Origin of the sequence: Nocardiopsis akebiae, from assembly GCF_018316795.1 — a bacterium.
Taxonomy (GTDB): Bacteria; Actinomycetota; Actinomycetes; order Streptosporangiales; family Streptosporangiaceae; genus Nocardiopsis; species Nocardiopsis dassonvillei.
Genome location: NZ_CP074132.1, coordinates 3,520,500 through 3,540,588 on the forward strand (window position 1 = coordinate 3,520,500; position 20,089 = coordinate 3,540,588).

The following is a 20,089-nucleotide window of genomic DNA, read 5'->3' on the forward strand; positions in this document are numbered from 1 at the left end:
TCTACCGAAGAGGGCTTCACCGACGAAGCATTGCTGGATTTCGACTGGGCTCTTCAGCGACCAATCGAACCAGCTGTCCGGGCGGAGGACGGGTTGGTGTCGGCGTCGACCACCACTTCATCAGCGGATTGTCGATCTCTCAGGGGGATTCACGATGCACGGGGATACGGAACCGGAACCCGTGCTGTCCGCGCGGGAGCTGAGCGACCGCTTGTGCGGGGTGGGCTCGGACGATCCGCTGTGGACCGACGAAACGGGGACCATCGACCGGCGGGCACTGCACCGTGAGGTCGACCGGTGCCTGGACCTGCTGGTGGCGAGCGGTGTCCGGCCGGGCGACTGCGTCGCGGTGCAGCTCTCCCCCAACGCCACCTTGTTCGCGCTGCTCCTGGCGATCTGGAAGCTGGACGCCCGCGCGATGCTCCTGGACCACCGGCTGACCGAGGCCGAGTCCGCCTCCCTGACACGGCTGTGCCCGCCGGCGTTCCACGTGCGCGCCGCGACCGGGACGACCCACTTCACCGGCCGGTCCCAGCCGGAGGTGGTGCCGCTGACCGGGGCGGCCGCCCTTCCGGGGAAGGTGTGCCTCGTACAGTTCACCTCCGGGTCGACCGGGCAGTCCAAGGTGGTGGGGCGGTCGGCCGCGTCGCTGAACGAAGAGATCGACCGGTACGCCGCCATCGACGACATGCCGGGCGGGGACGACCGGCTCCTCCTGCTGTGCTCGCCGGTCCACACCTGGGGTCTGATCGGCGGAATCCTGTACGGGCTGGCCACGGGCATGCCGGTCCTCCTTCCCTCCGCGCAGCACGGTCGGGGGATCGCCCGGGCCGCGGTGGCGCTCGAACCCACGGCGATCTTCGGAGTGACCACGCACTTCGAACTGCTCGGAAGCACGGCGGAGCTTCCCCGGCTGCCGCGACTGCGCGTCGCCGCCAGCGCGGGGATGACGACCGGTCCGGCCGTGGCCGAGCGGTTCCGGCTGGCCAGCGGATGCCGACTGGGCCAGGTGTACGGCATGACGGAGGTCGGCGTCATCACCGCCGACCTCACCGGCCGGTTCCCCGCTCCCCACGTCGGTCGGCCCGCTCCCGGCATCACCGTCCGGGAGACGGACGGAGAGCTGTACGTCCGTCTCGACGAGACGCCCTACCTCGTCGACGACGGCGTGGCGCGGTTCGCCGCCGGCTGGCTGCGGACCTTCGACCGCGCGACGGTCGACGAGGCGAGCGGCTCGGTCAGCGTCCTAGGCCGCGCCGATTCCGTGATCGCGATCGGCGGCATCAAGATCGACCTGCTGGAGATCGAGCAGGTGCTGCAACAGCACCCCGACGTCGCCCACGCGGTCGTGACGTTCAAGGACGTGATCGAGGCTCACGTGGCGGCCCGTAACGGGCTCACGGACCGCCAGCTCGCGGGTTGGAGCCGGGAACGGCTGAGCTCCCTGAAGGCCCCCAAGCGGTACTACCTGCAAGAGAAACTTCCCGCGACACCAACCGGAAAGGTTGTCCGTGACCGAGCACAGCTCCTCTCCGCGATCCACCACCAGAGAACAACAGCCCCGGGCGAAGGCGGTCAGCAGGGACGAGATCCGCGACATCCTGGCGGACTGTGAGGGCGTCGACCTGCCGGAGGCGGTCGACGACGACACCCTGCTCGTCATCGACTCCTACACCGCGATCTGGATCCAGCACCTGTTGGAGGAGCGGCACGGCGTCGTGGCCAAGATCAGTGGAGAGACGACCGGAGTCGACTCCATCGGCGCCCTGCTGTCCCTCGTCAACCGTGATCTGGGGGACGGGCACGCATGACCGCTGAGGTCTATGTCAGCGGCTTCGGCGTGTTCAGCGCCTTCGGCTTCGGCCAGGAGGCCCTCGTCGACGGGGTCTTCTCCGGTACGCCGGCGTTTGGCCCGGTCACCCGCTTCGACGTCTCCCGGTGCCGCACCGACCAGGCGGCGACCTACCAGGAGAAGGACGGCACCGGATCCGCCCCGGGGACGGTCGACGTGGCGATCGCCTGCGCGAGCCAGGCGATCGACATGGCCGGCTGGCCCAGCCCGGCGACGCTTCCCATCGTCCTGGCGACCAAACTGCGAGCGCCCTCTGTCGAGCCGGAGTCCCCCGCCGAACTCACCGAACTGGTGGCCGACCGGCTCGGTCTGGGAAGACCGAGGCGCACGTTCGTCAACGCGTGCTGTGCCGCGGCGAACGCGATCATCCACGGTGCGCAGCTGATCAGGAGCGGTGTCAGTTCGGCGGTGCTCGCGGGTGGAGCGTTCCTGGTCGACCGGCAGGCGTTCAGCCTCTTCGACTCCGCGCGGGCGCTGGCCGCCGACGGACGGCTTCGCCCGTTCGACCAGGAACGGCAGGGGGTGCTGCTCGGCGACGGAGGTGCGATGCTACTGCTGGAGTCCGGTGAGAGCCTTCGGGCACGCGGAGCCCCGCCCCTGGCCCGTATGGCGGGCTGGGCCATGACCGACGACGCCCACCACGTGGCGCAGCCCCATCCGGCAGGGACCGGAGTCGCCGCCGCGGTCACCCAGGCGCTCCACCGCTCCGGCATCGGCGCCGACGAACTCACCTACGTCAACGCCCACGGCACGGGCACCCCCCTCAACGACACCGCCGAGGCCGCTGGCCTGCACACCGCGCTCGGCCCGCACACGAAGAAGACGTTCGTCAGCGGGACGAAGAGCACGACGGGCCACGCTCTGGAGGCCAGCGGTGCCCTGGAGGCGGTCATCACGCTGCTGGCGATGCGCTCCTCGGTGCTGCCGCCGACCGCGGCCCTGCACCGGCCGGACACACGCCACCCGCTCCGGCACGTCAGCGTGCCGGAGGAGGTGGAGGTGACCTCCGCGTTGAGCCTCAACTCCTCGGTGGGCGGCGTCAACTCCGCGATTCTCCTGGTGGGAGCATGACGACGTCATCGCCCGGCTTCGAGCTCGTCGCCAGCACGCAAGCCCACGCGGGCCCGCGACTGCCGCCACTGGCCGGATTCTTCGCGTCGGACTTCGCTCCCCTGGTGTACGCCGCCGTCCGGGAATGCCTCGGCGACCCGCGGTCCGGACACCTCCTCGAAGGCTCCGACGGCCGGGTCGGGATCGTCCTCGGCTCGCAGAGGTTCGACACGGCCAGCCTGGAGCTGTCCGTCGAACACATCGACCAGGACCGGGTGAGCCCGATCCTCTTCTACCAGGTGGTGCCTACCGCCGTCCTCGGCCACATCGCCCGCGACTACCGTCTCACCGGCCCGGTGAGCTGTGTGGCCGTGACCGGTGACGCCCGCGCGGAGGTCCTGGAGCTGTCCCGTCTGCTCCTGGCCGAGGGGAGCGCCGAGTGGGTCCTCGGCCTCACGGTCGAGATGGATCCCGTCCCGGTGAAGTCCTTCGCCCGAGCGGACCTGGTGCGATCGGAACCCGGGCCGACGGACGGGAGGACACCGTGACGGCCTCGGGCGGGCCCGGGCCCTCGAAGGCTGCCGTGGTGCGGGGGTCCTGGCTGGTGAACAGCACCCTTGCCGGAGTGACCGAGCCGACCACCTTCCGGCTTCACGGCCGGGACTGGGACCTGCTGCCGGGAGTCTTCGCCCCGACCCACTGCGTCTCGACCGGGTTCTTCACCGAGTCGATCCCGTTCCCGGTCGGTGGATCGTTCCTGGAGGTGGGCTGCGGGGCGGGCGTGACCGCGGTGACGGCCGCGGCGAAGGGCTGCAGGAGTGTCGTCGCCACCGACATCAACGACGCGGCCGTCACGAACACCGCCTACAACGCCGCGCGGCACGGGCTGTCCGACCGGATCGAGTTGCACCGCGGTGACGTGTTCGACGGGATCGGGACGGAGAAGCGGTTCGACCTGATCTTCTGGAACTCCCCCTTCATCGACGCCAGCGCCGACACCGGGTCGGCCACACGACCGGACCGCGACGAACAGCGCGGACAGCTGCGGCGGGCCGTCTTCGACCCCGGCTACCGGGCGCACGAGCGCTACCTCTCCGGAGCGCGCTCGCGGCTGACCGCCGCCGGCCGGCTGCTGCTCGGCTTCAGTGATCTCGGCGACCACGACTCGCTGCGCCGTCTGGCCGCTCGGGCAGGCCGCCGGATCACGGTTCTGCGCACCTCCCAGGACCTCGTCCCGGGCGTCGACTACCAACTTCTCGAGCTAGTACCCGATGACAAATAGTGAGGACGTCACCGTGGGGGCCACCTTTGTCCCGTCCGGCGTACGCCACGACATCGCCGCCGACCCGGCGGTGGGCGGGGGCAACGCCCTGGAGACCGCGTTGCGGGTCAGCCCGGACGTCCATGCTCCGTACCTCCACGCGGAGCTGCCCGTCCGCGACGCCCACGGGACCCTGCGCGACCAGCTGAGCCTGGCTGAGCTGGCAGACCTCGTCGGCGCGTGGAGCGCCTGGTACGCCGGACGCGGAGTCGGTCCCCGGGACCGGGTCGGGGTCTACTTCCGGGACGGCGCCGACGACCTGGTCCACTACCTGGCGCTCAGCCGCCTGGGGGCCATCGCCGTGCTGGTCAACGGTGAGATGGACCCCGACCTCGCTCTGGCCCACCTCCGGGCGACCGCACCCGTCGGCCTCCAGACGGACGACGTCAGGCTGGCGCGGATCACCGGTGCCTTGGAGCCCGAGGCCGACCGCTTCTGGGTTTCGTCGATCGGTGCGACCGTTCCACCCGGTGACGCACGGGTGCCGCCGCCGTTCCGGCACTCCCCCGAAGACCCCGTCCTGATCTGTCACACCTCGGGCACCACCGGCACATCGAAGCCGGTGATCTGGGCCCACGCACAGATGATGGCGGGTATCCGTGCGCACCTGACCCGGTTCCGGGACCACCCGAGGTCGCTGATCCTGTCCGCCCTTCCCCAGTCGCACGGGTCGGCGATCGGTTATGCGCTGCTCGCCATGCTCTCCGGGGTGCCCTTGGTGCTCATGTCCGACCGCAGCGGCCGGGCGGTGGCCGCCGCGGCGGGCCGTCACGGCGCGACCATCGTGGTCGGTTTCCCGGTGACGCTCTCCGAGCTGGCGCTGCGGGAGGCCGACACGACCGGTCTCGACCTGGTCGAGCGTTGGGTCAGCGTCGGTGACGCCTCACACCGAGCACACGTCGCCCGGCTGGTCGAGCGGGGCCGGCACTGGGTCGGTGCCGATCCGGTGCCCGGCTCGGTGTTCGTCGACGGCTTCGGTTCCTCGGAGCTCGGCTGGGGCGGCGTGCTGAGCATGACCACCATCCCCGGGGTCGCGGCGCCGCATCGCTGTATCGGAGTCCCGCAGCCGTTCGCCGAGGTCGCCGTCCTGCGACAGGACGGCACGCAGGCCGAGGCGGGCGAGGTCGGGCTGCTCGGTGTGAGGGGACCGACGGTGACACCGGGCTACTGGAACGACTCGGACAGGACCTACCGCAGCCTGCTGAGCGGCTACTGGCTCTCCGGAGACCTGGTCTTCCGTGATGACGCGGACCGGTACTACCACGTCGACCGGGCGGTCGACGCCATCCGTACCGCCGACGGGACGGTCTATTCGGTCCTCACGGAGGAGATCCTGCTGGCCCGTCTTCCCGAGATCGACGACTGCGTGGTGGTGGCGGCCGAACGTGCGGGCGAGGTGTGCGCCATCGCGCTGGTCCATCTCCGCGACGGCCACGACACCGACGGAATGCTGGCCCGGGCCAACGAGGCCCTCGACGGTCTGGGCCGTCCACCGCTGACCGACCTCCGGGCGACGGACGCCGGATCGGTCCCGGTCGGTGTCACCGGCAAGGTGCTCAAACGCAGGCTCCGCCAGGAGTACGCGGCCGCTACCGCTCAGCCGGACGGACAGGGGTGGTCCGCTCCAGCGTATTAGCCCACGACACCGCGTCACGGTGAGACGAACACCAGTAGCACCACCCGGGTACACGCCGCCTCGCCGGTCCGGGATACCGGAACCGGCCGCGAAGGAAGCACCCCCAGCCGTCCAGGAGGAAAGCATGCCGAGCAGCAAGACACGGGGCACGACCGCCCGCAACCTCGACGACCGGGGGCGGGAGTGACCGCGGACACCGACCGCCTCCAGCCCCCGGCCGCGCGGTGGGTGCTTCCCGACCTGGTCCGGTACTCCTTCTCCGTGGCACCGGGCACGGCCGCCCTGACCACGGCGCTGGCCGTCCTCGCCGGTGCGGCCCCGGTCGGCATCACCATCGGGGTCGGCGCACTGGTGGACGGGCTCACCTCGGCCGCCGGCCAGGGTCTGGACAGCCCGGCGGCGCGGGAGTGCTACCGCTGGGTCGCCCTCATCGCCGTGCTCTTCCTCCTCACCCACGTCGCCGAGTCGGCGCGCACGGCCCTGGGACGGGCCCTGGGCCGCCGGGTCACCGGCCGGCTGAGCGAGCGCGTGATGGCGGCCGCCTCGCGACCGGCGACCGTCGGCCACCTGGAGGACCCGTCCTACCAGGGCAGGCTCGGGCGGGCGCGGGGCGAGGGAACCATCGACATGCCGCCGGGGGAAGCGGTCTTCGGCCTGTCGACCAAGGCCTCGCTGTGGGTGACCGCCGTCGGCTCCGCGGCGCTGCTCACCCAGGTCACCTGGGGACTGGGGCTCATCGTCTTCGCGGTCTTCGTGGTGCTCCACCTCCGGCTGGTCCGCAACTACCGGACCGCTGTCATCGAGACCGTGAACCAGACTCAGAAGCTGCGCCGCACGTCCTACCTGCGCGACGTGCCGACCACGGCGGACGCGGCCCGGGAGGTGCGCCTCTTCGGGCTCACGGCCTTCTTCCGCGACGCCTACCACTCCGAGTGGCGCGTGAACATGACCGAGGTCTGGCGGCGACGGCGTGAGCACCGCGTGTTCGTCGTCGTGGTCGTCGTGGTCACCGGCGTCACGGTCGCCTCGGTCTTCTACTACCTGGCGCAGCGGGCCGCCACCGGAGGCACGACGGTGGGCGACCTGGCGCTGGGCGGCCTGGCCCTGCGTGCCCTGCTCCAGGTGCTCCGGGCGGACGAGGACGACCTGCGCACCAGCTTCGGCTCCAAGGCGGCCGCCGAGGCGTTCGCCCTTCCGGCCGAGGACCCGCCGGACGCACCCGACACCGCTTCCTGGACCGAGCCGGTCGCGACCGTCTCCTGTGAGGGACTGCGCTTCCGCTACGGCGGAGCCGCCGACGAGGTGCTGCACGGCATCGACCTCGACGTACCCGAGGGGCAGTCGCTCGCCATCGTGGGCCTCAACGGGGCCGGAAAGACGACGCTGGCCCGGCTCCTCGCCGGCCTGGACGCTCCCAGCGGGGGCCGCGTGCGCGTCGGAGCGACCGCGATCGAGGACGCCAACCGCCGGAGCTGGCAGCGCCAGGTGGTCGCGGTCTTCCAGGACTTCGGCCGCTACGAGCTGAGCGTGCGGGACAACATCGCCTTCGGCTCCCTGGCCCACGCCGACGACGAGGAGGGCCTGCGGGAAGTGGCGCGTCAGGCCGGACTGCTGGAGTTCGTCGAGGGACTCCCCAAGGGCTGGGACACGGTGATGTCCAGCGGCTACGAGGGCGGGGTCGACGCGTCGGGCGGCGAGTGGCAGCGCATCGCCATCGCCCGGGCCCTGTTCGGCCTGCGGCACGGCGCCCGGCTGCTGATCATGGACGAGCCGGCCGCGAGCCTGGACGCCCGCGCCGAGGCACGGCTCTACGACACGTTCCACGAACTCACCGCGGGGGCCACGACCATCGCGATCTCCCACCGGTTCGCGACCGTGCGCAAGGCGGAGCGGGTGGTCGTGCTCGACCGGGGCCGCATCGTCGAGGACGGCACACACGAGGACCTGATCAGCGCCGACGGCCGGTACGCCGAGTTGTTCCGCCTGCAGGCGAAGCGTTTCGAGGAGGCACCGTCATGATCAGCGCCCTGCGCTTCGTCCTCACGACAGGACCCCGCGTCGACGGGTTCCGCTCCCTGATCGTGGTGGCGATCGCGATCCTCGAACAGGCCACCGGAATCGGCCTCGCCGTGGCGATCGGACTGTTCAGCGAGGCGGCGAGCGGAGGCTCGGCCAGCGGCCTGGTGGTGATCGCGCTGTGCGTGGCGGTCTTCATCATGCTCACCCAGGGCACCTTCATCGCCGGTTACTTCACCCGCCTCCGGCTCCAGGAGCAGATCCAGAGCCACGTCGACCGCCGGTTCGTCGACGCGGTCGGCACGACGCCGACGCTGGAGGTCCACGAGCGTTCGAGCCGCTCCGACAGGGCGGCGGTGGTACGCGGGGCGCGGGGCGAGATCGGCCCGGGCTTCGACCGGCTGATGTGGCTGGCCGGAGCAGCGCTGGCCCTGGTCGCCTCGGCCGCCCTGATGGCGTCGGTCGTCCCCGTCCTGGCACTGCTGCCGCTCTTCGCCCTCCCCGCCGTGCTGGCCACCCGGGCGGCGGACAGGAGGCGCGGCCGGGCCGAGGAGCGCGCCACGCCCAGGACCCGGCTGGCCGGTCACCTGTTCACGCTCGCCACGGCGGCCGCGCCCGGTCGCGAGACCCGTCTCTTCGGGCTGGCGGGCGAGCTGCGGCGCAGGCACCGCCGGGAGTGGGACTCCGCGGGCCGCGACATCGCCCGGACCGACGGACTGTCCCGGGTCCCGGTCGCACTGGCCTGGCTGCTCTTCGTGCTGGCGTACGCGACCGCGGTCGCCCTGATGGTGCGGGCCGGACTGGTCGGCGACGCCCCGCTCGGCCTCATCGTCGCGGCCGTCGCCGTCAGCAGCCAGATCACCGGTCAGGTGCAGAGCCTGCTGAACCTGTCCTTCTGGACGCTGGAGTCGCTCCGCGCGACCCGGGCGTTCCTCGACGTGGTGCGGGACGGCGACGCGGAGCGCGCGGCCCTCGTGCCGACCGCTCCGGCGGCGGTGCCCGCCCGCCTGGAGAGCGGCATCAGGGTGGAGGGCCTGGGTTTCCAGTACTGGAACCGCGATCAGCCCGCGTTGAGCGACATCGACCTCGAACTCCCGGCCGGCTCGGTGGTGGCGCTGGTCGGTGAGAACGGCGCGGGCAAGTCGACGCTGGTCAAGATGCTCAGCGGCCTCTACCGGCCGGGTCAGGGGCGCGTCCTGGTGGACGGGACCGATCTCGCGCGCCTGGCCCCGGACCAGTGGCGCGCCCGGATCACGGCGGCCTTCCAGGACCCGGTGCGTATCGAGATGTCCCTGCGGGACGCGGTCGGGCTGGGGTGGCTGGAGGACCGCGACGATGCGGAGCGGATCCTCCAGGCGCTGCGGACGGCCGGTGGGGACAGGCTCCTCGCCTCGCTGCCCGAGGGCCTGGACACCCGGCTCGGGCGCGGGTCGTGGGACGGGGAGGGGCTGTCCGGCGGCCAGTGGCAGACGGTCGCCAACGCCCGGGCGTCGATGCGGCGGGCGCCGCTGCTGCGGATCATGGACGAGCCCACCGCGAGCTTGGACGCCCGTGCCGAGGAGTGGCTGTTCCAGCAGTACGCCGACCTGAGCCGTCAGGAGGGCGGTGTGACCGTGCTCGTCACGCACCGCTTCACGACCGCCCGGGCGGCTGACCTCATCGTGGTGATGGACGGTGGCCGGGTCGTGGAGACCGGTACCCACGACACGCTGAGCCGGGCCGACGGGCTCTACGCCGAGCTGTTCCGCCTCCAGGCCCGGTACTTCGTCTGAGAGGTACGGCGGGTCTGGGGCCTCGGAGGAGGTAGCTGTCCATGTTGCGACCGGGGGGAGCCCGAGTGGGAGAAGAGCTGGTGAGGTTTTCCGAGGGAGTGCGGCGCACGGGCCCGTTGCAGTCGGGGCTCTGCCAACTGGAGTGGTTGGCGTACCAGACCGGCGACCCCGGTTTGTTCCCGATCTTCTCCTGGGTCGTCGCCGTGCCGGACGGTTTGTCGGACGACGCGGTGAGCGGTGCGGTGAGCGCCTTACTGCTCCGGCACGAGGTTCTGCGCACCAGGTTCGACGCGGACGGCGAAGGGCGGCCACGGCAGAGCGTGCACGAGAGCGTCCATGTGGCGTTTCCCCGCGTCGAGGGCGAGGACGCCCTGCGCCGCTTCACCGAGACCCCTTTCGACGTCGCGTCCGAACCCCCGATCCGGTTCGGCCGTACCGCGCGGGGAGACCTGGTATTCGTCGTGCCCCACATCGTGGCCGACCGGGGAGGGGCCTGGATCCTCGTCACCGATCTCACCGAGCTGCTGGCCGCGCAGGCACAGCACCGAGCCGCCCGCCTGAGCTCGAACGCGCCGCAGCCCGTCGACCAGGCCCGGCACGAGCGGGAGAGCGGCCGGCCCCGTGTCGAGTCCTCCCTGCGGCACTGGGGAAACGCGCTCCAGGACTTTCCGGTGACGGTCTTCCCCGTGAGCCGCGGCCGGACCGGAGCCGACGTGGTGCGCGCGGACCTCGAATCGCCCGCCGCGGGCCTGGCGCTGGCGACCCTGCGGAGGACACTCGCCACGGCCCCGGCGTCGATCTTCACCGCGGCCGCGTACACCGCGCTGGCGATCCAGTTCCACCGGGACCGACTGGGGCTGAACCTGACCTGGTCGTTCCGGGAACATCCCACCACCCGTGGCATGGTCGCTTCGCTCTTCCGGGACATGCCGCTGATCGTCGACCTCCGAGGAAGGCCGTCGTTCTCCGAGGTACTGCGGCGGTTGCAGAAGGCGGTCCTCGTCGCCGGTCGGCACATGAGCTTCGACGTCCTGGAGTTCCATGAGCGCGCGGGACGCGTCGAGGCCGAGCGGGGCGCCTTCCTGCCCGGCCCCGAGTCGATCAGCTGCACGCTCGAAGGCATCGAATCGATACCGGCGGAGCCGGGTGGTGATCCGCGTGCCCTGCTGGCGGACTCGCGGGTGTCCACCAGCCGGTCGAACGATTCCTGGGACGCCTGCAATCTGTACCTTCGCGCCTATCTCGTCGAGGGGCGGCTGCACATCGACTCGGCCATCGACGCGTCCGTCGTGGGCGACCGGGACAGCGCCGGACTCGTCGAGTTGACGGAGGCGATCCTGGTCCATGCCGCGGCGTCCGGCGACCTCGCTTTCGGGGAGGCCGAGGCGTTGGCGACCGACCCCTGGCGGCCGGGCGCACGCTGGGTGAGGGTCGACGGTGTCTGGGTGGATCTGGATTTCCTCACCGAACGCCTCCAGGAGCATCCCGCGGTCCACCACGCGGACGTCCGCGAGGAACACGGCCGGCTCACCGCCTACGTCAGCGCGGATCTCCAGCCATGGGAGCTTCGCGACTTCCTGCTCTCGACGGACAACGGCCGAAACGCCGTCCTGAGTCCGCACCGCTTCGTCATTCGCCGGACGGACGCGGCCACGGTCGCCGGTTCGGGTGTGGACCGGCCGATGCTGGCGCCGGAAGGCGCGGCCGAGCAGGCGCTCAAGGACGCGGTCGCCGGGGCCAACGAGCTGACCGACCCGACGATGGCCGGTACCTATCTGACGGTCGGCGGGCGCCTCCACCTGGTCCCCCGCGTGCTGTCCCTTCTGCGGGACAGCGGGTTCGAGGGCATCGGGGTCGCGGACCTACGCAGCCCGACGAGCCTCGTCGCCCTCGCGGGTCGGTTGCGGCAACGGTGCGTTCGGACCGGTGGACGTGCCTCCCACGCCCCGCACCGGGACCGCGGCGCGCCCGTGACCGGGCGCCGTGCGACCGCTGGCGACGAGGCCGTGCGACAACCGATCGAGGGAGAGGGGAAAGATGTCTGACCGCGTGATGTGGTTCAACGGGGCATGCGTGCCCTGGGAGGACGCGAGAGTTCACGTCTGGGACGAGTCGGCGCTGCGCGGCGCCAACGTCTTCGAGGGCATCACGGCGTTCTGGAACGCCCGTGAGCAGCGGCACGAGATGCTGGCCGGCGACGCGCACCTCGACCGGCTCTTCCAATCCGCGCGGGTGGCCGACATCCCGGTGCCGATGACGAGGGCGGAGGTGTTCGGCGCGCTCGCCGAGGTAGCTGCCCAGCTGGGCGGCTCGGACGTCTACCTGCGTCCGACCTTCTACGCCAAGCAGGGTCGTTCCGCGCTGGCGCCGAACAGCGAGGGCGGAACCTACATCGGCGGGTTTCCGTTCCGCCCCACCGCTCCGCCGAAGGTCCGGGCGGCGGTGAGCGGACACCGGCGCTTCGGCGGGCCGATCGGGCCGCACGCCAAGACGGGCGGCTCCTACCTCGACTTCCGCGTCTTCGAGCGTGAGCGTGTCGAGCAGGGCGTGGAGCACGTCTTCTTCCTCAACGAGCGCGGTCACGTCGCCGAGGCCGACGGCGCCGCGATCCTGCTGGTGCGGGACGGGCGGGTGACCACGCCGTCGGTGGACTCCGGAATCCTCGACTCGATCACCAAGCGCATCGTGCTGGACCTCGCCCGCGGACTCGGCCACCAGGTCGAGGAGCGGCCGGTCGAGCAGGACGAGCTGTACACGGCGCGGGTGGTGCTCGCCGGGACGCTGCTGGGGCTGCGCACGGTGGACACCGTGGACGGACGCGCGGCCGACGACACCGGCGCGGCGGACACCGTCGCCGCGCTGAACGACGGGTACAGCCGGTTGTGCCGGGGCGAGGGCCCGCTCGCGGCGGCCTACCTGTCCCCGCTTCGATGAGCCCGGCCGCCATGCGCCAGGTCAGTGTGAGCACGGCGCACCGGAACCCGTGGTTCGCGGTCGAGCACCGGCAGTACGAGACGGCGGACGGTGCGCTGCATCCGTACTTCGTGGTCCGCAGGCCCGATTCGGTACTGGTCGCCCCGCGTCAGGAGGGCCGGTACGTCCTCGTCGAGTTGGAGCGGCCCACGATGGGCGGCGCGCGGAGCCTGGAGTTCCCGCAGGGCGCTCTGGCCGGGGACGAGTCACCCGAGGCGGCCGCCCGGCGCGAGGTGCGCGAGGAGACCGGTCTGGAACTGACCGGCCTGCGGCACCTCGTCACGTTCGCGGAGAGCAGCGGCTTCGCGACGTCTTCCTGCCACGCCTTCACGGCCGACGTCTCGGATGTCGGTGAGCCCGACCGGGACGCGTTCGAGGCCGGTATGGAGGTCCGCAGGTTGTCCTGGTCGCAGCTGCGGGAACTGGCCGCGGCGGGGGCCATCCAGGATTCGGCGACACTGGCCGCGCTGGCCGTGATGGGAGCGTCCGGAGATGACTGTTGACGGCGTGGAGGTCGTCGTCGGCCTCGCCACCGAGATACGGGTCAGTCTGCTCAGCGGTGATCTGATGGCCAAGGCCAGCAACAGCCGGGACCGGTTGCTGCTGGCCGGGCTCGGTCCGCTGCGCTTCGCGATCCGCTTCGACGAGGAGACGGTGCTGCTGGAGACCGTGCCGGGCGAGCGCTGGCTGGTGCGGATGTCGCCGGTCTCCGGACTGGTCGCCGCGGTCGAACCGGCCATCGGCGTCCGCTCCGAGCCGCACGGGGGTGACCGGTGCGCGACGGTGACGTGATGGTGGCCGGGGCGGGCGTGACCGGTCTGCTGTCAGCCCTGGGCCTGGCCCGCCGCGGCGCCCGCGTGGTGCTCGTCGAGCCGTTGGCGGACGGAGCGGGCCAGTCCGGGCAGTCACACGGTTATCTGCACCGTGGCTACGCGTACGGCCCGGACGAACCGCGCCTGCCGGCCCTGCTGGGCAGCGCGCGCGAGCACTGGCGGGAACTGCTCACGCGGATACCGCCGGTGACAGCCGGTTCCACCATCGCCTTCTCCGACCCGGACGCGGTGCTCCGAGCCGAACGGTACTGGCGGGCATCGGGGCTCGCTGTGCGTCCGCGGTCCACCCCGGGGTGGCTGTCCGGGACGCCAGTCGCCTGCTTCGGCAGCGCCGAACCCACGTACAACGTCGGTGACATCCTGCGTGGACTGGGGGCGCAGGCGGCCGCGGCCGGGATCGAGAGGTGGCCGGGCGCGGTCGAGCGCGTCGAACGGTCCGGCGACGGCGTCAGCGCCAGGATCACCGAGCCGGACGGCGGCACAGCGGTCGTCCGTGCCCGAAGCGCGGTCCTCGCGGCGGGCGCGGGCACGCCCGGGTTGCTGGCCCGCTCAGGGCTGCCCGACACGGTCCAGCTCCGCAGGGCGTACATGCTGGTGCTGCGCGGCCGTCTGCCCGCGGTCAGCGTACTGTTCCCGGAACGTGAGGAGCACGGGTTGTTCCTCGCGAGCCGGGCCGACGACGACGGGCGGGCCACCTGGTTGGTCTCCGACTTCCAGTCGTTCGACAGCGGTGGCCGGGACCCCGGCCAGCTCGCGGGTTGGTGGGCCCGCCGGGTGCTGCTGACCCTGAGCAGGGTCGTCGACGCGGCGATCCTGGCCCGTGTCGAAGCCGTCTCGGGTTACCCGGCCGTCAAGTCCGGGCTGCTGCCGAGCAGCGGCACCGTGGCCCACGAGTTCGGGGCCGAGTTGCTCGACGGCAGGGCCGTCGTCGCCAGCCCGTCCAAGCTCACCCTGGCGCCGCTGGCCGCCCGGCAGGCGGTACGTACCGTCGCGGCCCGGCTGGGTCTGCGTTCCGACGACGGTGGTTGGGCCCCGATCACCCCGGTGCCGCCGGACCGCTCACCGGCCAGGGAGGTCTGGGAGACCCCCATGGCCTCGCTGGACCGCCCCGACCTGTCCGGCGAGCTTCCCGACATCGGCACGCTCAGCAAGCTCTACCAGCGGTGACGGCCGTGCCACCGGGCCCGTCACGCGACACACCGCCGGACCTGCCCTACAAGCTCATCGCCACCGACCTGGACGGCACCCTGTTGCGCTCCGACGGCACGGTCGGTGCCCGCACCCGGGCGGCGCTGGAGGCGGCGGCCGCGCGCGGCGGTCGGCACATCGTCGTCACCGGTCGCTCGGTCGCCTGGACCAGGCCGGTGCTGGTCGAGTTGGGCTACACCGGTCTGGCCGTCTGCGGTCAGGGCGGCCAGGTGTACGACGCTGACGCGAACCGCGAGCTCACGTCATACGTCCTGGACCGCGATGTGGCCCGGTCGGCCCTCGCCGGGATCGAGGCGGTGACCGGACCGCTGTCACTGGCCGCCGACCGGGCCGGTCTGGAGGGCGCCGTCCTGGCCGGTCCCGGCTACCGTCCCGACCCGCTCGACGGTCTGCCGACTGTCCCCGTGGACACCGACCACCTGTGGGCGGCACCGGTGCGCAAGTTCTACGTTCAGCACCCCGAACTGGACGGGGACCGGCTGCACGAGATCGCGTCGCGGCTCGCCGGGCACTTGGTGACCACGACGAAGGCCGGACCGGGCGAGATCGAGATCCTGCCGCTCGGACTGTCGAAGGCGACCGGGCTGGCCCACGCCGCCGGTCTGCTCGGGCTGTCCGGCGCGGACACCATCGCCTTCGGTGACATGCCGAACGACGCTCCGATGCTGACCTGGGCCGGGTACGCGGTGGCCATGGGCAACGCGCACCCCGAGCTCAAGACGGTGAGCGACGAGGTGGCGCCCGGCCACGACGACGAGGGCGTCGCGGTGGTCCTCGACCGGCTCCTGGGCGCCCGCCGACAGCGACCGGAGCCGTCGCCGCCGGGTACGGGATGAGGTCGGGGCCCAAGGGCACGTGTCCCCCGGAGGACGCCTCCGCCGGGATCGGCACGCCGGGGCCCGAAGCCCGCGGCTGCTCCGGGTCCGCCACACGGCGTGCGGACAGCACCGCGGGGACGCACAAGGGTGCCCGCGTCCCCGGGGGACACGGGCACCACGACCACGCCGGAGGGCCTCAGTCCAGGCAGAACTCGTTGCCCTCGGGGTCGGCCATCACGATGAAGCCGGTCTCCATGGGCGGCTCGGGCTCGTGGCGGCGCACCCGCGTCGCCCCCAGCGCCAGGAGCCGCGCGCACTCGGCCTCCAGCGCCGCCATCCGCTCCTCCCCCAGCAGCCCGGGCGCCACGCGGACGTCGAGGTGGAGGCGGTTCTTGACCACCTTGTCCTCCGGCACCCTCTGGAAGAACAGCCGCGGGCCGCGCCCCTCGGGGTCCTCGATGGCCGACCTCGTGTTGCGCTGGTCCTCGGGCACGCCCACCTGCTCCAGGAAGGCGTCCCACGCGGCCAGCGGGTCGGCGCCCTCGGGCAGGACGGCCCCGGGCGGCCCGGGGTGGACGTAGCCCAGCACGTCGCGCCAGAAGGACGACAGCGCCCGGGGATCGTGCGTGTCGAAGGTGATCTGGACGTCGAGGCTCATCGGTTCGCTCCGTTCGCGGCTGCCGCCGTGTGCAGGTAGAGGTCGCGCAGCAGGCAGACCTCGGACAGATGATGGATCAGCTCGCGGTGGATGTGCAGCACCAGGTCCGCCATGGGCGCCTCGGGGTAGGGCTCCTTGTCGCCGACCGGGGTCCGCAGCGCGGCCGCGTCCAGGCCCCGCACCCCGGCGAGCCACACGTCGACCTGGGTCTGGAGCTGGTCGAGCGCGTCGGCCGCGTTTCCGGCGTACTCCCACGTCTCGTACGAGGCCGCCGGTGCGCCGAAGTGCGCCGCGTTGCGCATGGCGAGCACGCCGACGATGACGTGGCCGAGCCGCCAGGCGATCGTGGTGAAGGGCGCGGGGTCCGGCTCCGGAAAGGCGAAGTCGATCGTGAAGTCCCCCGAACCCGCCTGCGTGGGCGCCGCCGAGCCACCGCGCGGCCACACGCTCCAGCAGTCCGGCACCGGCGACCAGAAGTACTCGTCGTCGGTGAGGCCCTCGAAGCGGGGCCGGATGTGGTGGTTCCAGTGGAACTCCCACTGCTCGCGCAGGGTCTGGTTCCAGTCGGGTTCTGTCGTGTCCATGCAGCCACCCTGGCACCACTGGCGGACAGGATCGGTCCGCTATCTCTGGCAGGGTGGAGCGCATGGACACGGCAGGCGGCGACGAACGCGGTACGACGGAACGGGTGCTCACCCTGCTCGGGCTGCTGCAGCGGCGCCGGGTGTGGACGGGTCCCGAACTCGCCGACCGGCTCGGGGTCACGCCGCGCACGGTGCGGCGCGACGTCGACCGCCTGCGCGCGCTCGGCTATCCGGTGCACGCCAGCCAGGGCGTCGGCGGCGGCTACCAACTCGGCCCGGGCAAGGACCTGCCGCCGCTGCTGCTGGACGACGAGGAGGCGATCGCCACCGTGGTCTCGCTGCTCGCCGGAGCGGGCGGTGCGGAAGGGGGCGCGGGCGACGCCGCGCTGCGGGCGCTGACCAAGCTCGACCGGGTGCTGCCCACCCGGTTGCGCGACGAGGTACGCGCGCTCTCCGGTTCGGTGGAGTCCTTCGGCTCGGGCCGCACGCCGGTCGATCCCGAGGTGCTCATGACGCTGGCCCGGGCCTGCCGCGACGAGGTCGAGGCCGGTTTCGACTACCCGTCCGGGGGCGGGGTGCGACGGCGGCGGGTCGAGCCCCACCGCCTGGTCGCCTCCGAACGGCGCTGGTACCTGCTCGCCTACGACCTCGACCGCGACGACTGGCGCAGCTTCCGCGTGGACCGCATGACCGCTGTGGTCGCGCGGACCTGGCGCTTCCACCCCCGCGCGGCCCCCGACGCGGCGGCGTACGTGCAGGAGGGCGTGGCCAGCCGGGTCTACCCGCGTCGGGCGCGCTTCCTCGTGCGCGCGTCGGCCCAGACGGTACGCGCGCAGATCCCCGCCTCGGCGGCGGTCGTGCGGGGCCGGGACGACGGGCGCTGCGAGGTGGTCAGCGGCGGCCACGACCTCGACTTCGTGCTCATGCACGTGCTCCTGTTGGGCCACGACTTCGAGGTGCTCGACCCCCCGGAGCTGGCGGGACGCTGCCGTGTGATGGCGCGAAGACTGCTGTCGGCCGGCGCGGCGGTCCCGGCCGGGCAGGACGGCGATGAATCCGGACCCTGAGCGGTCGCCCGCGAGGGGGACGGCCCTTGCCCCGGCTCCTGCGACGCGACCACGTTGTTCCGCGCGCGCCCCGACCCCGCCTCCCTCCCCGCGTGCGGGGGCCGCGCCTCGGCAGGACCCGACCGTCTTCTTCGGTGCGCGCCCCTACCCGCGCCTCGGGGCGGCGCAGTAGGCCGCCAGCACCGCCGCGCCCCACAGCGCCTGCGCCGCGAGCAGCGGCCAGGTCACCCCGGCGGCGAACGCCGAAAGCGCGGGCAGGCATCCGAGCACGGCGATGTCGGCACCGGTCAGCGCCCACACCACCGGCCCCAGCGGCACCGGGCCCAGGGGCGTGTCCACGACGGGCATCGTGTGCTCGACGGGTCGGCGCCGGGCCAGCCTCAGTGCTCCCGCCGCCAGCGCCGGGGCGCACAGCAACCCCAGCGGCCACAGGAGCCCCCCGGAGCCCGCGAGGTCCAGCCCGGCCAGCGCGAGGGTCAGCCACAGGCCGCCGAGCAGGGCGGGCAGCACCGCCCGCGCCGCCAGGAGCGCGCGCGGACCGGCGCCCAGCAATCGCGCCAGCGCCGCGTCCCCGGCGTCCCGGCGCGCCCCCGCGGTGCCCGTGGCGGCGACCGCCAGCGAGCCCACGGCGAGGACGACCAGCGCGCCCGCCTCCCCGGCGCCCGCACGGGCGGCCAGCACGGGCAGGACGGTCGCCGCCGCCACCAGCGCCAGGATCCCCGGCCGTCGCACCAGCCGCCGCCAGTCCAGCCAGGCCACCGCCGCCGCACCGCGCAGCCGCGACGGCCACGCCCGCGAGCGCAGCACGCGTGAGCGCCAGTGCGCGTCCTCGGCGATCCAGGACAGCGAACCAGGGTCCATGACCAGGAGCGCACCCGCCGCGAGTTCCGCCCTGGACGAGGCCTCCAGGACAGCGCGGGCCGGGATGCGCGCCAGGGCCCGCCAGGCCCGCCGCACCAGGGCGGCGGCCACCCCGGCCGAAGCGCACACCGCCGCGCCCCACGCCGACACGGGAGCCGACGCGATGCCCACGAGCGCTCCACGACCCGGGCCCGCGCCCATCACCGTCGCGGCGGCCGCCGCGACGACGAGGGCGACGATCAGCGCGCTCAGCCGGTCGTCCCAGGGCTGCGACGCCTGTGCCAGCACGGCCGTCGCCGTCCCGCCCATCGTCCACGACACGGCCAGGACCACGGACGCCAGCAGCCGGAGCGCCAGGGCGTCGGGGGCGCCGAGCGCGCTCAGCAGCGCCAGGCCGAACACCGCGCCGACCACGGCGCACACCACGGCCAGGACCAGCAGGGCGGGGGCCAGCACTCCGCGGCGCGGCAGCGGCGAGAGCACCAGCCACGCCGCGTCCGCCGCCGACACCGCCACCGGACCGACCGCGCGCGCCAGACTCAGGGAGGCCGCCAGCAGCAGCGCGACCAGCGCCAAGCCCGCGCCCGCACGCGCCGGATCGACCGCGTCGGGCACGGCCGCCACAGCGCGGCCGACCACCGGGGACACCGTCACGACCAGCAGCCCCAGGGCCAGCAGGATGACGTAGCGGTCGGACCAGCTGCGGTGCCGGAGGTTGCGGGCCCGCACGAACGCCCGGACCCGGGACGCCCCCGTGCGCGCCGCTCCCGCCCGTGTCGTCCCGTTCACGCGGCGGCCTCCAGGAAGACGTGGCGGGCGTCCTCGGCGAACCGCGGGTCGTGCGTCACCATGACCACCGTGCCGCCGTCCGCGGCGTATTCGGCTATCAGTTCCGCGAGCCGTCCCCGGAAGGCGGTGTCGAGCCCGCGTTCGGGTTCGTCCAGCAGCAGCAACCGGCTCGGCCGCAACAGCGCCATGGCAAGGGACAGCCGCTGACGCTGCCCGGTCGAGAGCGACGACGGGGCCCGGTCCGCGCAGCCGGACAGTTCGAACAGCTCCACGGCCGCCGCCACCTCCAGCCGTCCGGGGCCGTGCACGGCCCGCATCAGCTCCAGGTGCTCGCGCACGGTCAGCCCCGGGTACCAGGTGGGCTCGTCGCCGACCAGGGCGACCTCGCGCCAGAACCCGGGTTCGTCCACGGGCGGTCGGCCCAGTACGCTGACCTCGCCCGCGGTCCGCTGGAGCCCCGCGAGGCAGCGCAGCAGGGTGGTCTTGCCGACGCCGTTGGCGCCGAGCACCGCGACCACCTCCCCGGGCGCGACCGTGAGGTCGACTCCGCGCAGGACCGGGACGCCGCCCAGTTCCACGTCCACGTCACGGGCCACGATGATCGGTTCGCTCACCGGACCAGCCTAGGACCCGGGTGTCGAGCCGGGGGC

The 20,089-nt window shown here is 72.9% G+C and carries 19 protein-coding genes; 15 read left to right on the top strand and 4 right to left on the bottom strand.

Annotated features, from left to right (window positions below):
* Positions 1-154: 154 nt before the first annotated feature.
* The 14 genes from KGD83_RS15170 (at position 155) to KGD83_RS15235 (ending at position 15,498) form a co-directional block, all read left to right on the top strand.
* On the top strand, positions 155-1,615 hold the full coding sequence (locus KGD83_RS15170) for a class I adenylate-forming enzyme family protein (protein ID WP_212639830.1): 1,461 nt from the start codon (positions 155-157) through the stop codon (positions 1,613-1,615).
* A complete protein-coding gene (locus KGD83_RS15175) occupies positions 1,512-1,811 on the top strand; it encodes a hypothetical protein (RefSeq protein WP_212639831.1) in 300 nt (99 codons plus the stop codon). The genes KGD83_RS15170 and KGD83_RS15175 overlap by 104 nt, the downstream gene beginning before the upstream one ends.
* Positions 1,808-2,923 carry a beta-ketoacyl-[acyl-carrier-protein] synthase family protein gene (locus KGD83_RS15180; protein ID WP_212639832.1) on the top strand — a complete coding sequence of 372 codons (1,116 nt, stop codon included), beginning with the start codon at positions 1,808-1,810 and terminating at the stop codon, positions 2,921-2,923. Before KGD83_RS15175 ends, KGD83_RS15180 begins: the two co-directional genes overlap by 4 nt.
* Positions 2,920-3,450, top strand: coding sequence for a beta-ketoacyl-[acyl-carrier-protein] synthase family protein (locus tag KGD83_RS15185; RefSeq protein ID WP_212639833.1), 531 nt, complete (start codon positions 2,920-2,922; stop codon positions 3,448-3,450). Before KGD83_RS15180 ends, KGD83_RS15185 begins: the two co-directional genes overlap by 4 nt.
* Before the next feature lie 77 nt (positions 3,451-3,527).
* Complete coding sequence (locus KGD83_RS15190; protein ID WP_212639834.1) at positions 3,528-4,184, top strand: methyltransferase; 657 nt, start codon at positions 3,528-3,530, stop codon at positions 4,182-4,184.
* On the top strand, positions 4,174-5,859 hold the full coding sequence (locus tag KGD83_RS15195) for a class I adenylate-forming enzyme family protein (RefSeq protein WP_212639835.1): 1,686 nt from the start codon (positions 4,174-4,176) through the stop codon (positions 5,857-5,859). The genes KGD83_RS15190 and KGD83_RS15195 overlap by 11 nt, the downstream gene beginning before the upstream one ends.
* A 183-nt stretch (positions 5,860-6,042) precedes the next feature.
* Positions 6,043-7,878 carry an ABC transporter ATP-binding protein gene (locus KGD83_RS15200; RefSeq protein ID WP_212639836.1) on the top strand — a complete coding sequence of 612 codons (1,836 nt, stop codon included), beginning with the start codon at positions 6,043-6,045 and terminating at the stop codon, positions 7,876-7,878.
* Entirely contained in the window at positions 7,875-9,647 is a 1,773-nt protein-coding gene (locus KGD83_RS15205) for an ABC transporter ATP-binding protein (RefSeq protein ID WP_212639837.1), read from the top strand. Before KGD83_RS15200 ends, KGD83_RS15205 begins: the two co-directional genes overlap by 4 nt.
* Before the next feature lie 80 nt (positions 9,648-9,727).
* Positions 9,728-11,692, top strand: coding sequence for a condensation domain-containing protein (locus tag KGD83_RS15210; protein WP_212639838.1), 1,965 nt, complete (start codon positions 9,728-9,730; stop codon positions 11,690-11,692).
* Positions 11,685-12,581 (top strand): aminotransferase class IV, encoded by an 897-nt coding sequence (locus tag KGD83_RS15215; RefSeq protein WP_212639839.1) that lies wholly within the window; start codon positions 11,685-11,687, stop codon positions 12,579-12,581. The genes KGD83_RS15210 and KGD83_RS15215 overlap by 8 nt, the downstream gene beginning before the upstream one ends.
* 11 nt (positions 12,582-12,592) lie before the next feature.
* The gene (locus KGD83_RS15220) at positions 12,593-13,123 is read left to right on the top strand and encodes an NUDIX domain-containing protein (protein ID WP_212639840.1); all 531 of its coding nucleotides are present in this window, start codon (positions 12,593-12,595) and stop codon (positions 13,121-13,123) included.
* The gene (locus tag KGD83_RS15225) at positions 13,113-13,412 is read left to right on the top strand and encodes a hypothetical protein (protein ID WP_212639841.1); all 300 of its coding nucleotides are present in this window, start codon (positions 13,113-13,115) and stop codon (positions 13,410-13,412) included. The genes KGD83_RS15220 and KGD83_RS15225 overlap by 11 nt, the downstream gene beginning before the upstream one ends.
* A complete protein-coding gene (locus KGD83_RS15230) occupies positions 13,394-14,620 on the top strand; it encodes an NAD(P)/FAD-dependent oxidoreductase (protein WP_212639842.1) in 1,227 nt (408 codons plus the stop codon). Before KGD83_RS15225 ends, KGD83_RS15230 begins: the two co-directional genes overlap by 19 nt.
* The gene (locus KGD83_RS15235) at positions 14,617-15,498 is read left to right on the top strand and encodes an HAD family hydrolase (RefSeq protein WP_212639843.1); all 882 of its coding nucleotides are present in this window, start codon (positions 14,617-14,619) and stop codon (positions 15,496-15,498) included. Before KGD83_RS15230 ends, KGD83_RS15235 begins: the two co-directional genes overlap by 4 nt.
* A 178-nt stretch (positions 15,499-15,676) precedes the next feature.
* Here the strand turns inward: KGD83_RS15235 and KGD83_RS15240 are convergent, their stop codons facing one another.
* Together KGD83_RS15240 and KGD83_RS15245 are read right to left on the bottom strand one after the other, a co-directional pair.
* Complete coding sequence (locus KGD83_RS15240; protein ID WP_212639844.1) at positions 15,677-16,138, bottom strand: VOC family protein; 462 nt, start codon at positions 16,136-16,138, stop codon at positions 15,677-15,679.
* Entirely contained in the window at positions 16,135-16,722 is a 588-nt protein-coding gene (locus KGD83_RS15245; RefSeq protein ID WP_212639845.1) for a DinB family protein, read from the bottom strand. The genes KGD83_RS15240 and KGD83_RS15245 overlap by 4 nt, the downstream gene beginning before the upstream one ends.
* A 62-nt stretch (positions 16,723-16,784) precedes the next feature.
* On the opposite strand from KGD83_RS15245, the gene KGD83_RS15250 reads away from it, so the two are divergent.
* On the top strand, positions 16,785-17,789 hold the full coding sequence (locus KGD83_RS15250) for a helix-turn-helix transcriptional regulator (RefSeq protein ID WP_212639846.1): 1,005 nt from the start codon (positions 16,785-16,787) through the stop codon (positions 17,787-17,789).
* A gap of 144 nt (positions 17,790-17,933) precedes the next feature.
* Here KGD83_RS15250 and KGD83_RS15255 read toward each other — a convergent pair whose 3' ends face one another.
* Entirely contained in the window at positions 17,934-19,439 is a 1,506-nt protein-coding gene (locus KGD83_RS15255) for a DUF6297 family protein (RefSeq protein WP_212639847.1), read from the bottom strand.
* Positions 19,436-20,053, bottom strand: coding sequence for a heme ABC exporter ATP-binding protein CcmA (ccmA, locus tag KGD83_RS15260; RefSeq protein ID WP_212639848.1), 618 nt, complete (start codon positions 20,051-20,053; stop codon positions 19,436-19,438). The genes KGD83_RS15255 and ccmA overlap by 4 nt, the downstream gene beginning before the upstream one ends.
* Positions 20,054-20,089: the final 36 nt, after the last annotated feature.

Coding starts and splice junctions, on each gene's coding strand:
- KGD83_RS15170 (WP_212639830.1), top strand. CDS start 155: ATGCACGGGGATACGGAACCGGAACCCGTGCTGTCCGCGCGGGAGCTG.
- KGD83_RS15245 (WP_212639845.1), bottom strand. CDS start 16,722: ATGGACACGACAGAACCCGACTGGAACCAGACCCTGCGCGAGCAGTGG.
- KGD83_RS15240 (WP_212639844.1), bottom strand. CDS start 16,138: ATGAGCCTCGACGTCCAGATCACCTTCGACACGCACGATCCCCGGGCG.
- KGD83_RS15215 (WP_212639839.1), top strand. CDS start 11,685: ATGTCTGACCGCGTGATGTGGTTCAACGGGGCATGCGTGCCCTGGGAG.
- KGD83_RS15225 (WP_212639841.1), top strand. CDS start 13,113: ATGACTGTTGACGGCGTGGAGGTCGTCGTCGGCCTCGCCACCGAGATA.
- KGD83_RS15250 (WP_212639846.1), top strand. CDS start 16,785: ATGGACACGGCAGGCGGCGACGAACGCGGTACGACGGAACGGGTGCTC.
- KGD83_RS15180 (WP_212639832.1), top strand. CDS start 1,808: ATGACCGCTGAGGTCTATGTCAGCGGCTTCGGCGTGTTCAGCGCCTTC.
- KGD83_RS15195 (WP_212639835.1), top strand. CDS start 4,174: ATGACAAATAGTGAGGACGTCACCGTGGGGGCCACCTTTGTCCCGTCC.
- KGD83_RS15220 (WP_212639840.1), top strand. CDS start 12,593: ATGCGCCAGGTCAGTGTGAGCACGGCGCACCGGAACCCGTGGTTCGCG.
- KGD83_RS15185 (WP_212639833.1), top strand. CDS start 2,920: ATGACGACGTCATCGCCCGGCTTCGAGCTCGTCGCCAGCACGCAAGCC.
- KGD83_RS15205 (WP_212639837.1), top strand. CDS start 7,875: ATGATCAGCGCCCTGCGCTTCGTCCTCACGACAGGACCCCGCGTCGAC.